Source organism: Enterococcus sp. AZ063 (genome assembly GCF_051715045.1).
Lineage (GTDB): Bacteria > Bacillota > Bacilli > Lactobacillales > Enterococcaceae > Enterococcus_D > Enterococcus_D casseliflavus.
The window spans coordinates 1,578,658-1,592,105 of the sequence record NZ_JBIOTA010000001.1 but is presented as its reverse complement, the minus strand read 5'-3'; the positions used below and the strand labels follow the sequence as shown (position 1 = coordinate 1,592,105).

The following is a 13,448-nucleotide window of genomic DNA, read 5'->3' as shown; positions in this document are numbered from 1 at the left end:
AAAAAGATGTGCAGCAAAAAACCGCTCCTATTCAGCTAAGCGGTTTTTCCTACACTAGTTTTAAACATATCTTTTATCAAAAATCACTTCTTTTATAAAAATTGTCTCTATCTCGCACTGGCACTCTTCCTCTAAACGATCCTCATGGACAGTATCATCATTGATATCCTCAAGTGATTCTTCTTGGCTGAATGAATCATTCTCTAATGAGTCTTCTTCCTCTGGGCGTTCAGATTCATCTTCAATGCCATCGTCTTCTTTCTTTTCATCCTCTTGGTCTTCATCTGTCAAGTTTTCATCCGATGTCTCTTCTTTTTCCTCATCCGACTGATTCATTTTTATATCTTTCGTAAAGGTCTCTGAATCATCAATTGCTGTAAACGTGACTGATAGGTAGTACTCAGAGTTGGCATCAAGATATTCCTTTATGTTCAATGTTGCGGCTACATTAAGAATCATTGATGCTTCATCAGTATCCTCAATCTGAATGATCTTCTCTTCCGAACCGTTCACGCTGTTTAATTCTGCTGAAAATCCTTCTCCGACAGCCGTGATCGTTACGTCAAAAGCACCTTCACTGCCGTTGCTATTGACGGTCAGCTGAAGATCTTGTGTGGTTTTCAACAAATAATAGTGTTCGTCCTTAAAGTCAATCGTGTTCAAATCAAAAATTAAAATTTTGGAAACCTCATCAGCCGCAACCTCTACTGTTGGAAAGAAAAATATCGCCGAAAATATGAATAACAAGCTTTTTAGCACTACCTGGTCCCCTTTCTGCTTTCAGAAATCACTTTTATTTAATATATAATCATTTGCTTTAGCAAAATCGATAGATAGATAACTAGTAGACTAGCAATAAGACTAATTCATTTTGGCGTCCCGAAGCCATGGTACACCAACTGAATACTTAAACCATCTGTTAGAAGTGCTTCAAATGAAGTTTCAAGGGCTATCACCGATTCATGCTCAGATAAAGAAAGCTTAGGCTTCACTAGTAGCATCTGACAAAAAGAACATGTCCCTCGATCAAATGATTAAACGACCTCTATCACTGCAATCTATTCTCTGCTTTCCCCCTACTTTCAAACAAGGAGAAAATTTCCTGAACCATCAAATGTGCCTATGATCTTTTTCTATTCATTTCAAGTGTATTTCCTTGTGGTCACCTTTAATACTACGCTCTTTTTCCGACTCATTTTATCTTCTTTTAAAAGAATGGTTATGAATTAGGATAATTGTCTGATCATTGGACGATTGCCCCCAATCACGCAACCTTCCTTCTGTATCAAAAGCACGTTTTCAGCAAAAAAAGCCCCTTCTTATCCATTTGGATAAGAAAGGACTTTCTACGATCGTTCAATTAAAAAAGATCAGCCTTACGTACAATGTTGCGCATACCTAGACAGTCTCGCGGGAAACGACTCTTACATCAAACTCTTCAATTCGACGTCTGGGTACTTATCTGCGAACCAGCGCATCGCAAATTGGTTCTCAAACAAGAACAATGGCTGGTCGAAACGGTCTTTCGCTAAAATGTTACGGCTTGAGCTCATACGCTCATCCAAGTCTTTCGGATCGATCCAACGGGCGATCTTGTGGCCCATTGGGGTCATAATGACTTCGGCATTGTACTCATTCATCATGCGATATTGGAAAACTTCAAATTGCAGTTGCCCGACAGCACCGATGATATACTCATCACTCAGATACGTCTTGTACAACTGGATAGCCCCTTCTTGGACCAACTGATAGATTCCTTTGTGGAAAGATTTTTGCTTCATCACATTTTTTGCAGTGACTTTCATAAAGAGTTCCGGAGTAAACGATGGCAACTCTTCGTAAGCAACTTTTAGTTTTCCTTCATAGATCGTATCGCCAATTTGGTAATTTCCCGTATCATAAACCCCGATAATATCTCCAGCGACTGCTTCTTCAATATTTTCTCGGGTGTCTGCCATAAATTGTGTCACATTGCTGAGTTTCATTTTTTTGCCAGTACGCTCAAGTGTCACGTCCATGCCTCGTTCAAAGGTTCCTGAACAAATACGGACAAAGGCGATCCGGTCACGATGGGCAGGGTTCATATTTGCTTGGATCTTGAACACAAACCCAGACATTTCTGGTTCATAAGGACTGACTTCATCACCAGCCAAAGTTTTGTGACCGTAAGGCGCTGGTGCAAAGGACAAGAAGGTTTCCAAAAAGGTCTGCACGCCGAAATTCGTAAGGGCGGAACCAAAGAACACGGGTGTTTGATCGCCTCGTGCGATTTTTTCTGTATCAAAGGCATCGCCAGCTTCTTGCAGTAATTCTACTTCTTCTAAAACTTGTTGGAACAGCCCATCTTCGGCAAATGGATGATCTGCAGGAAATTGACCATTTTCATCTAGGGCAACTAAACGTTCCCCACCGTGATTGTCTGGACGATAAAATTCGACCCGTTGGTTATGGATATCATACAGTCCTTCTAAGCCTTTCCCCATGCCGATCGGCCAATTCATTGGAAATGATTCGATCTCTAAAAGATCTTCTAGTTCTTCTAATAATTCTAATGGTTCGCGGCCATCACGGTCGAGTTTATTGATAAAGGTAAAAATCGGAATACCGCGTTTTTTAACGACCTGGAAGAGTTTTTTCGTTTGCGCTTCGATCCCTTTTGCGCTATCGATCACCATGACCGCACTATCCACCGCCATCAAGGTACGGTAGGTATCTTCAGAAAAGTCCTCATGCCCAGGGGTATCTAAAATATTGACCCGTTTGCCTTGGTAATCAAACTGCATAACAGAACTGGTAACGGAGATCCCCCGTTGTTTTTCAATTTCCATCCAGTCGGACTTTGCGAAATTCCCAGTCTTTTTCCCTTTGACCGTACCAGCTTGGCGAATCGCGCCACCGAATAATAATAATTGTTCTGTAATGGTTGTTTTCCCCGCATCCGGGTGGGAAATAATCGCAAAGGTACGGCGACTATCTACTTGTTGTTTTAATTTTGGATTATCCATTGATTTTATTGCTCCATTTCTTGTATTTACAATGCGAACAGTGTCTATTTTAACCTGTCGCTAGTTTTCTGACCAAATCAGTATATCATGGATAAGGGTGATAAAAAAGCAAAAAAAGACAAGAAATCCCTTTGACTACTCTCTTTTACAGAGTTAGGCAAAGGGCGTTCTTTCCATTTGATGGAAAGAAATTAAAATGCTGGCAATAAGGTATCGCTATGGTCGTTTTCTAAAAATTCGCGAACTTTATCGCTAGTCATGGCACGGCGCAAAACGGCGATTTTTTCAGAATCTTGATTGTCTTCTCGAGCAACCAATGAGATAGCAAAGCGATCATCGATCGTTTTTTCTAAGAAAAGGGCATCGGCTGGTTTCAAACCGATTTTCGCGATATAGGTTGGGTAGTTGTATACCAAGGATACATTCGGTTCATCATAGGCTTCCGCAAGATTCAGTAAATCAACAGATAACCATTCAAAGTTTTTGGGATTTTCGGTAACGTCTTTAAGTGTTCCATTAACACCAACGCCATCTTTAAGGGTGATCAATCCTTCTTCTGCTAAAATCGCTAACGCTCGACCTTCGTTAGACACATCATTCGGCAATGCAACTTTTGTTCCTTCTGGAATATCATTGATATCCGTATACTCTTTGGAATAAAAACCGACTTTTGCGTTGTAGATTTTATCTAATGCCACTAGGTTTGCATCTTTTTCTTCATTATACATTTGCATATATGGTTCATGTTGCGCAAAGTTGGCATCGACCTCGTCATTATTCAGCAGCTCATTGTACTGGATATTGTCATTGACTTGGACCAACTGGATTTCCCAGCCATCTTCCACTGCTTCCGCTGCAACTTTTACGACATCGGTCATTGGCGTCGTTTGCGAAGCGACCTTGATGATTTTCTCTTCGCTCGCCTCATCCGAACCCGTACCGCAAGCCCCCAATACACCTAATGCCAATACACTAAATCCTAAAACAAATCCTTTTTTCACTTTCATTCCTCCTATTTTCGTTTATCAAGTTTTCTTGCTGCTTGATTGCCAATCCCTTGCAGGATAAAGACCAAAAGAATCATGATGATAATTGCAAAATACATGACGCCATATTCATATCGTTGATAGCCATAGCGGATCGCAAAATCGCCGATACCACCACCGCCGACGATCCCCATCACCGTCGAATAAGAAACCATACTGACTGCTGTCGTCGTTAAAGATAAAATCAAGCCGCTTCTAGCTTCCACTAGTAAAAACGACCAAACGTATTGCCATTGACTGACGCCAAGGGATTTCGCCAAATAAGAAACTTCTTCTGGGACATCCAGCAGTACTTGCTCCGTCAAGCGAGCAAAAATACTCATAGCAACGATACTCAAAGGGAAACTGGCGGGAATCGGTCCAAATGAGCTGCCTAAAAGCATTCGCGTCAGTGGGATCAAGGCTACGACAAATAATAGAAACGGAAACGAGCGGATGATCGTCACAACGAGATTCAAACCCTCATAAAGAAATGAGATTATTTTTCCACGACTGCGGCTAAGGAAGAGCCAGACACCTAGCGGTAGTCCTAAGACAATGGCTGCGAGCATCGAAATCCCCATCATGATCGCTGTTTCTTTCAAAGACTGAAGTAGTTCAGGCAGATAATACAAAATACTCTCACTGATCGTCATGCAGCAAACTCCTCTCCACTTTGTCCACATAAGAGCTTTCTTTGCGGACAATTGGCTGCGGATGATTGACAAATTCCGCCGCAAAGACGGCATCTTCCAATACAAACACACGTTGACAAATATGTCTGACTGCGGTTAGCTCATGACTAACGAAAATGACTGCTGGCTGAAACGTCTGTTGAACTTTTTGCAGTAAAGCAAGTACATCGGCTTTCGTATCTTCATCCAGCGCACTAGTGGGTTCGTCACACAGCAAGATTTTCGGCTCACGGATCAACGCCCGTGCGATAGCTACTCGTTGTTTCTCCCCACCGCTCAACTTGGCTGGATAACTGTCAGCTTTGTCTTCCATCCCAACAAATGAAAGCATCTCCAACACCTTCTTTGATGATTTCCCCATTAACTTCAAGGGCAAATAGACATTTTCAAAAACGGTTCGATTGTGTAGCAGATTGTAATTTTGAAAAATCATGCCGATTTCCTGCTGCGCATGTAGCAGTTGCTTTTTGTTTAAGGGATCGATTCGTTTCCCGTCAAAGAGCAGCTCCCCACTGTCAGGTGTCTCAATTAAGTTCAAAAGCCGAAGCAACGTTGATTTCCCCGAGCCGCTTTTGCCGACGACCCCAACAATTTCCCCCGGCTGAACAGCAAAAGAAAGACCATCTAGGACGTTTCGATCGTAACGCTTTTTGATGTTGATCGCTTCTAACATCTTTTTTCCTCCTAATCAAACAGCAACGCAAGAAATTCAGCGTTAGTCATCTGATGGATAAATTGCTCGATGGCAATATCCTTTAGCAAGCGGCTGATGGTGTTTTGTTCAAAATCAATACCTTGCAGCATCGCTTCAAGTTCACTGATCTCTTTTTGTCCAAAAAAATCACCGGTAATTTGAATCGCTGCAATCTTGCCTTTGTTGACAGTAAAATCGACTTCAACGATCCCAACCTGCGCAAACCGCTTTCTTTTTTGCCATTCAAAAGCAGGCGCTTCATTAAAAATCCACTCATTGTTCGCGTAACGTTCTTCAAACAACGTTTGGATCGCTTGGCGATCCGTATCCGTCAAGACGATCTCTTGCTCACTGATTTCATCAATCGATTCTACTTCATAGATTCGGCAAAGGAGTGTGTCTCGAAATGCCTTGGTATCCATTGATTGGTATTGTTCTGCCAAATACGGTTTAATATTCGTCACACTTTTCCGTACGGATTTCGTTGCTTTAGAGGCAATTTTTTCTTGGGCAACGTGTAGGACTTTTGTTAATTCTTCTAGATCCACATCATACATCAATGTGCCATGAGAATACGTTCGACCTTTTTTTGTATACATCGCATTGCCAGAAAACTTTTTCCCATCAATGAACAGATCATTGCGGCCATGCACTTCTACCTCCTTGGCTCCCATTGCCTCTAAGCCTTTCATGATCGGTTGTGTTGCACTTTGGTAGTCACCAAAACTCGTGGCATCTTTTTTGGTGACAAAACTAAAGCTCATGTTGCCTAGATCGTCATAAACTGCTCCACCGCCAGATGTCCTGCGAGTCAACACGATATTGCGACTCCTTAAATAGTCAAAATCAATCTCTTGATACGCATTTTGATTTCTGCCGATTATAACACATGGTTTTTGTATGTATAACAGAAGACAAGGTTCTGAAACATCTACGTTATTCATTAAATACTCTTCAGTTGCCAAATTGTAACGGATATCCTCACTAAGCATACGGTAAAATTTCATTTCAAGCCCCTCGTTCTTATTAGATTTCTATGGATATTCTCGCTTTTCTTACGGAAAATTGCAATCAAACTGCTTAACGATAAGATACACGTGTTTTTTTATCTGTTTTTAAACTGTATTATTGATTAGATTTATCGTAACCGTTTCTTACAAACAAATCAAGGGGAATAAGTAAAAAAAAGAACAAAAAAGACCAAAGCAGTTGATATGCTCCCCCTATATAGGACACTGAAATATAAAGTGGCTTATATAGGGGGAGTTTGTATGTCTAGAGGAAAAATGAAATTAAGTTCAGAAGAACGGCTAGCTTTTGTAGAAAGAGCTTTAAAAAATGAAGCTAGCATAAACAGCCTGGCCAAAGAAGCACAAGTAAGTTTCAGTACTATAGAAAGGTGGATCACTCTTTATGAGAATGAAGGACCCACAAGTTTACTCCCTACAAAAAGGAATCAATCATACTCAACAGAGTTGAAACTGAATGCGGTCCATGATTATTTAGCTGGAACACATGGTAGCTTAAGAGCTGTCGCCAAGAAATACGGGCTTCGTAACAAAAAACAATTAGAAGACTGGTTAAAGATATATAATACTCATAGAAACTTCAAATCAGAAAGTGGTGGAAGTAGAATGAGTAAATCCAGAAAAACAACATTGAATGAACGAATTAAAATTGTGCATGACTGTATTATCAACGGTCGAGACTATGGGAAAACCGCGATTCAGTACCAAGTCTCTTACCAACAAGTTCGGAACTGGGTGTTGAAATACGACGAGATGGGAGAAAAAGGCTTAGAAGACCGTCGAGGGCAACGAGCGGGAAGTAAACCTGCCAGAACACCCGAAGAAGAAATGCGCGATAAACTGGCTCAACAAGAACGACGGATCAAGTTGCTTGAAATGGAAAATGACCTGTTAAAAAAAGTCAGCGAGTTAGAAAGGAGGCGGGATTTGAATTAGTTCGTCATACGTTTGAATACCAATCGATCAAAGAGCTGCACGAGACAAAAAGCTATCCAATTAACACCATGTGTACCCTGCTCCATGTCACAAGATCGGCCTATTATCGTTGGTTAAAAAATCCCAAACTGCCTGAAGTGGTATTGAATGAACAGTTGGCAGACCTTGTTCGTTATATTTATGAAGCAGACAACGATAAAGGATATCGCAGAATCTGTGAAGATCTCGTGAATGATTATGGCTTTCAAGTGAATGACAAGCGTATTCTTCGAATCTGTCGCAAACTTCAAATCCAATCAACCATCAAGCATTCAGGCAATAGTATCACTAAGGCATCCAAGACTCCGTATCATATTGCGAAAAATTATTTGAATCGAAAGTTCTATGCGGATCAACCGAATCAAAAATGGCTAACAGATGTGAGTGAATTCAAGTATTATGAAGGGGCCGAAGTGAAGAAAATCTATTTGAGCGCTATTCTCGATCTCGCCGATCGTCGCATTGTTTCATTTGTCATCAGCGACAAAAATGACAATAAATTAGTCTTTGATACCTTCGATCAAGCAGTCGCCGCCGAACCAACCGCTCATCCGCTATTTCATAGCGATCGCGGATTTCAATATACAAGTAAAGTATTTTGCACAAAGCTAAAGAAAGCGAAAATGAAGCAGAGTATGTCTCGTGTCGCCCGTTGTACCGATAATGGTCCAATGGAAGGCTTCTGGGGAATGCTTAAGCGAGAAAAATATTATCGGCGAAAGTTTATCAGTAGAGAAAGTCTCGTTGAAATGATCGAGAAATACATGAACTATTACAACAATGGTCGCTATCAACGATGTTTGAAGAGCAAAACACCGATCCAAGTTCATCAAGAATTATTAATGGCAGCTTAATCACTCCCCCTCTTGGACAAGCGAATAGAATAAATCCGCTTAACCAAAAAGGAGGCCAGTCGAGCAAAGTTGAGGTTAAACAAAGTAAAAAACATAAAAACTGCCTACCGAATTTCGGTAGACAGTCGTCAAAATAATTTTATTTTATTTCATTGTCCACTTGACGGGGAGCCCAGCAGTTGCCTTGGTCTTTCTCATTTCATTCATGCGGAACTTTAACGGCGAGGCTCATCTTCCTCAAAATCTTTGCGGAAATAGCGGCGTTCTTCTTCTGGTTCCACTTCGCCTTCTTCTGGATCATGGAAGATTACACGGATCTTCAAGACACGTGATCCTTCCATTTCTTCAGAAATCAATTTCACGTTATCGACTTCAAAGGAAAGTTTTTCTCCTTCATCTGGAATCATTCCTAAAGCAGTGATCAGGTAGCCTGCCATCGTATCGACGTCGCTCATATGCAAGCTCATATTGAAAGCTTCATTGAAATCATCGATCAGCATCCGACCTTGGATCACGTATTCTTTATCAGAGATTTTTTCATAAAGCTCTTCGACCTCATCGGATTCATCATCGATCTCACCGACGATTTCTTCAAGTAAGTCTTCTAACGTAACTAACCCAACGACTCCGCCGTATTCATCAAGCAAGATCGCCATTTGGTTTTGGGTTTTCTTTAATTCATAAAGCAAATCATCGATAAAGACTGTTTCTGGAACAAACAGTGGTTCTTGCAAGATCTGCTTGATGTCCATTGTTTCAAAGCCGTATTTGTAGGCACATTTCAAAAGATTTTTGGTATGCAAAATCCCAACGACTTTGTCTTTATCTTCATTATATACAGGAATACGAGAATAATTTTCTGCTAAAATTTCATTCAAAATTTCTTCTACTGAGTCATTGATATCCACCATAAAGGCAGAGGTTCGAGGAACCATGACTTCACGGGCGACTTTCGTATCTAATGAAAAGATCCCTTGCAACATCTCTAATTCATCTTCTTCAAAGACCCCTTCTGTTTCCAACATATACCGCATTTCATCACGGGTCATCTTTGTGTCTTCATCGTCAAATTCCATTGGAGTGATCCGCGCCAATAAGCTTGTTGAAGCAGATAAGAACCAGACGAAGGGCTTTCCAATAATCCCGATCGTTCGAATCACACCAGAAGTGAACTGGGCAACTTCTTCTGATTTGTTCATGGCGATACGTTTTGGATACAACTCACCGAAAACGATCGACACATAGGTCAAGATCGCTAAAACGATAATGTTCGCTAAGCTTTTAGCCGCCGTTCCTCCACCTAATAAAGGTGCCAGACGGGTCGACAAGGTATCTGCCAGAGATGCCCCAGATAAGATATTCACCAAGGTAATCCCAACTTGGATCGTTGACAAGAAATTTGTTGGATTATCAATGATTTTCAATAATTTTTGTGATTTGACATTTCCTTCTTCCGCTTTTTGCTCCACACGGTTTTTGTTGACTGAGACGACTGCGATCTCAGAGGCCGCTAGAAAAGCGTTGATCAATGTCAAAACGATCAATAATAAAATTTGCGCTAGAAGCGACTGACTCTCGGGGTCAGCATTCATAATAGCATTCTCTCCTTATTTTTTCATATTCTAAAAAAAATCGTGGGCTTAGCCCACGATAAAATCCTATCACAAAGTTTTTTTCTTTGCAATAAAAAACACCAGTCATTGATTACTCGATCAACCGTTCTTGATTTTTCTTGATTTTGTCATCTTTGATCAGACGAACAATAAAGACCACGATCGTCCGACAAATTGCGTAAAACGGTACTCCTAAGAAAATTCCCAGCAAACCTGCCAGATTTCCAGCGACCAATAAAACCAAGATGATCGTTAATGGATGGATCGCTAATGATTTTCCGATCACATTCGGGTAGATAACATTTCCATCTAATTGTTGGACGACTAGTACCACGACACAGCACAGCAATGCGCGGAACGGTTCATCAAAGACCGTTACTAAGACTGCTGGAATCAAGCCAAGATACGGACCTAAATAAGGAATCAAGTTTGTGACCCCTGCGATCACCCCAAAAAGAAAGGCATAGTTGACGCCGATCATCCAGTACCCAATAAACGTGAAGGTAGCGACAAAAATACATTCGATCGCTTGCCCACTAATGTAATTGGATAGTGTCTTGTTTAAATCACCTAGCAACCCAACAATCTGATCTCGTCTTCTTTCTGGAAAGACTGTTTTCAGATTAGGAACTAGCTTTTCTCCATCCTTCAACATATAGAAAAGGATGAATGGGACTGTAACGATGATCATCGTCGCGGAAGCAATCGTACTGACGATCGATCCTAAGCTAGTGGATAACCCACTAAGAAACTGCTGCAGCAAAGAACCATAAGAAAGATTTAGGTTTTCTAACTGCTGCGCGATATCGATTTGTTTGAAAAATGGATCATCTGCGATTCTTGAGATCCAGCTTTCCATATTTTTGGCAAATGTTGGAATATTTTCCGCCAATGAAGTAATCTGACTCACCAGATTAGGAATAACGCTGACGAAAATCAAGATGATTGCTGCTACTAATAACAATAGAACCAATATGACAGCAAACAGTCGTTTTATTTTTGTCGTTTTCATCAAAAATAGGACGATTGGATTTAGCAGATAATACAGAAAGCCAGCAATCAATACTGGTGCAAATAAAGTAGAAAAAAACGTGCCGATCGGTGCAAATAGAAAATTGACTTTACTTAACACAAACACGAGTGTCACTAAAACCAATGCTTCCAATGACCAAAAGAACAGTTTTGATTGTTTGAATTTGTCGAACAAAAGATTCCCTCCCTTTTTTATAACATTATAGTTGATTTTGTAAAAAAAAGCTTGCGACTTTAGCCGCAAAAAAAAGAAATTTGTAAAAAAAGTGGTATACTAATAAAAATAACGGAGAAATCATAGCTGAGGTGAGTTTTTTTATGCATATCGCACAAACAAAAGATACGCTAAGTGAGATCTATTTGGCGTCATTGAAAATACGAAATCAAGTGTTCGTGAAAGAGCAAGGGGTTCCATTAGCATTAGAAGTAGATGAAAATGAGGCATTGGCTGTTCATTTCGTCTTATATGACGATGACAATGAAGCAGTCGCAACCTTACGTTTTTTACCGATCTCTGATCATGAGGTGAAATTACAGCGAATGGCGGTGCCAGCTGCTCATCGAGGTTCAGGCTACGGCAGGCAGTTGATCGAGGGAGCGGAAGCTTTCATTCAAAAACAAGGAATCAAAAAAGTCACGTTAGGGGCACAGTTAACTGCCAAAGAATTTTACTTGAAGTTAGGCTATCAGCCTGAAGGCGATGTTTTTTTAGACGCGGATATGCCCCATATCAAAATGAGCAAAACCTTTTAACGAGCAGTGATTACTTAAAACAGCGACCACAAAACAGATCCTTCCTCTGTTTTGTGGTCGCTGCTTTTTATTCCTCTGCTTCAACGATCTCTTCAATCGCTGTCAGCAACGCTTGCGCCACCCTTTGATCATAGCCTTCACTTGTAATCACCGCTAAATCAGTGTCACTGTTCAAATAGCCTAACTCCAACAAAACTGCTGGAATATATTGCTCTCGTAAAACATAATAGTTACCAAAACGAGTGCCGTTGGAACTCAATGCCACTGAACTACTCAAACTGGAAGTGATCGTTTCTGCCATCTCTTTTGCCCCAGTATAGTAATAGTAAGTTGTCAGTCCTTGATTGCTGTTTGGTAGCTCTGAATTGTCGAAATGAATGCTGATAAATAGATCTGGTTCCTCCGAGAGTGAAGCTGCAGTAATTTCAGACAGCGCTAAATAGCGATCTTCGGTGCGTGTATATCTGACTTGAATTCCCGCTTGGGTCAGTACTTCGCCGATCGTTTGGACGGTGGCTAACGTCAAATCTTTTTCCATGATCGTTTGATCCGTTGACAGTGCCCCAGAATCTTCGCCGCCGTGCCCCGCATCAAGAACGACTTTAAAGTCTGACAATTTTTTTGGAGTCTCCGAAAGTGGAACTTCTTGGATGGATGCAGAATGCTTTTCAATGTAACCCGTTATTCCATCGTCAGTTTGGATTTCAACCATCTCTTCTGTTTGACTAAGTACGGTTGCCCAACTTCCACGGTGGATCTTCCCGATGACGGTTTCTTGACTTGTTGTCTGATAAATCGATACATAATCGTTCTCACTTTCAATCGCTGCATCGTATTCTGAGGGATCCACGTAAATTTGGACCATGCTTGCCGTTTGTGCGACCTCTTCTGCTTGAGCGTCCGACTCGGTTTGAGCCGTGCTTTCTTGGGTCTCTTCTTGAACAAAATGATCATTTCTCAACACAGCAAAACCTGCCGCAAAAAGTAGAATCATGGTAGTACCGATAACAAGCTTCCCTTTTTTCTTCATTTGCTTCCCCCACTTTTTTCTTGGTCTTTCTATCATGGGACTAGCAGCTTAAACAGAACTTAAAGGCAACTGCTAGAAGCAACCCTCTCACAGCACAAAAAAACTTCAACCGAAATGGTTGAAGTTTCTCGGGAAAAATGAGCGATCCGACCCATTTCACTTATTTTTGAGACAACTGCTTGTAGCGATCATACCAAATGTCCACATACCCTTGCGAAAAGGGTCCTTTGCCATTATTGATCCAATCTACTAAAATTTTGACATTTTCTTTCAAGATAAAATCAATGTCTTGCGGATATTGCATAATCTTACTGTGCAATTCATACTCATCCACATCTAGTAAACGTTTCTCGCCATCAGGAAATACTTTGATATCAAGGTCATAATCGATATATTTCAATGCCTCTTCATCAAGTAAATACGGTGAAGCAAGATTACAATAATAGGAAACCCCCTTTTCTCGAATCATTGCAATAACATTAAACCAGTATTTTTTATGAAAATATACAATTGCTGGTTCACGGGTAACCCAGCGTCTTCCATCTGATTCGGTCACTAATGTATGATCGTTGACCCCTATCACTGAGAATTCACTGGTCTTTAAGACCATCGTATCCCGCCACGTTCGATGCAAATTGCCGTCATGTTTGTAGCTTTGAATGCTGACAAACTCTCCTTCTTTTGGAACTCGCATAGCAACCCTTCCCTCAGCAAGAAAACTTGCGTTTTGTTTGGGTGTTCATT

Annotated in this window: 13 protein-coding genes; 3 read left to right on the top strand and 10 right to left on the bottom strand. The window is 40.9% G+C overall.

Annotated features, from left to right (window positions below; all coding sequences use genetic code 11):
• Positions 1–60: 60 nt before the first annotated feature.
• From IGK61_RS07280 to IGK61_RS07255, 6 genes are all read right to left on the bottom strand, one after another.
• On the bottom strand, positions 61–627 hold the full coding sequence (locus IGK61_RS07280) for a hypothetical protein (protein ID WP_270266580.1): 567 nt from the start codon (positions 625–627) through the stop codon (positions 61–63).
• Positions 628–1,424: 797 nt separating this feature from the next.
• A complete protein-coding gene (locus IGK61_RS07275) occupies positions 1,425–3,005 on the bottom strand; it encodes a peptide chain release factor 3 (RefSeq protein ID WP_005225872.1) in 1,581 nt (526 codons plus the stop codon).
• 191 nt (positions 3,006–3,196) lie between these two features.
• Entirely contained in the window at positions 3,197–4,012 is an 816-nt protein-coding gene (locus tag IGK61_RS07270; protein ID WP_074536444.1) for a MetQ/NlpA family ABC transporter substrate-binding protein, read from the bottom strand.
• A 5-nt stretch (positions 4,013–4,017) separates the two neighbouring features.
• Complete coding sequence (locus IGK61_RS07265; protein ID WP_074536445.1) at positions 4,018–4,686, bottom strand: methionine ABC transporter permease; 669 nt, start codon at positions 4,684–4,686, stop codon at positions 4,018–4,020.
• Positions 4,673–5,398: a methionine ABC transporter ATP-binding protein gene (locus IGK61_RS07260; protein ID WP_074536446.1), complete on the bottom strand. Its 726-nt coding sequence runs from the start codon at positions 5,396–5,398 to the stop codon at positions 4,673–4,675. Before IGK61_RS07260 ends, IGK61_RS07265 begins: the two co-directional genes overlap by 14 nt.
• An 11-nt stretch (positions 5,399–5,409) precedes the next feature.
• Positions 5,410–6,426 carry a lipoate--protein ligase gene (locus IGK61_RS07255; protein ID WP_074536447.1) on the bottom strand — a complete coding sequence of 339 codons (1,017 nt, stop codon included), beginning with the start codon at positions 6,424–6,426 and terminating at the stop codon, positions 5,410–5,412.
• A gap of 264 nt (positions 6,427–6,690) precedes the next feature.
• Here IGK61_RS07255 and IGK61_RS07250 point away from each other — a divergent pair, with 264 nt between their 5' ends.
• Together IGK61_RS07250 and IGK61_RS07245 are read left to right on the top strand one after the other, a co-directional pair.
• Entirely contained in the window at positions 6,691–7,383 is a 693-nt protein-coding gene (locus IGK61_RS07250) for a helix-turn-helix domain-containing protein (RefSeq protein WP_205821544.1), read from the top strand.
• A 26-nt stretch (positions 7,384–7,409) separates the two neighbouring features.
• The gene (locus IGK61_RS07245) at positions 7,410–8,276 is read left to right on the top strand and encodes an IS3 family transposase (protein ID WP_311776546.1); all 867 of its coding nucleotides are present in this window, start codon (positions 7,410–7,412) and stop codon (positions 8,274–8,276) included.
• Positions 8,277–8,491: 215 nt separating this feature from the next.
• Here the strand turns inward: IGK61_RS07245 and IGK61_RS07240 are convergent, their stop codons facing one another.
• Positions 8,492–9,868 carry a hemolysin family protein gene (locus IGK61_RS07240; RefSeq protein ID WP_074535754.1) on the bottom strand — a complete coding sequence of 459 codons (1,377 nt, stop codon included), beginning with the start codon at positions 9,866–9,868 and terminating at the stop codon, positions 8,492–8,494.
• A gap of 112 nt (positions 9,869–9,980) precedes the next feature.
• Entirely contained in the window at positions 9,981–11,096 is a 1,116-nt protein-coding gene (locus IGK61_RS07235; RefSeq protein ID WP_010748066.1) for an AI-2E family transporter, read from the bottom strand.
• Between the two features lie 143 nt (positions 11,097–11,239).
• Here IGK61_RS07235 and IGK61_RS07230 point away from each other — a divergent pair, with 143 nt between their 5' ends.
• Positions 11,240–11,674: a GNAT family N-acetyltransferase gene (locus IGK61_RS07230; RefSeq protein WP_016610225.1), complete on the top strand. Its 435-nt coding sequence runs from the start codon at positions 11,240–11,242 to the stop codon at positions 11,672–11,674.
• A gap of 67 nt (positions 11,675–11,741) precedes the next feature.
• On the opposite strand, the gene IGK61_RS07225 is transcribed toward IGK61_RS07230, so the two are convergent.
• Both IGK61_RS07225 and ntdP read right to left on the bottom strand, forming a co-directional pair.
• Positions 11,742–12,704: an N-acetylmuramoyl-L-alanine amidase gene (locus IGK61_RS07225; protein WP_074535752.1), complete on the bottom strand. Its 963-nt coding sequence runs from the start codon at positions 12,702–12,704 to the stop codon at positions 11,742–11,744.
• A 160-nt stretch (positions 12,705–12,864) separates the two neighbouring features.
• A complete protein-coding gene (gene ntdP / locus IGK61_RS07220) occupies positions 12,865–13,398 on the bottom strand; it encodes a nucleoside tri-diphosphate phosphatase (protein ID WP_005225863.1) in 534 nt (177 codons plus the stop codon).
• Positions 13,399–13,448: the final 50 nt, after the last annotated feature.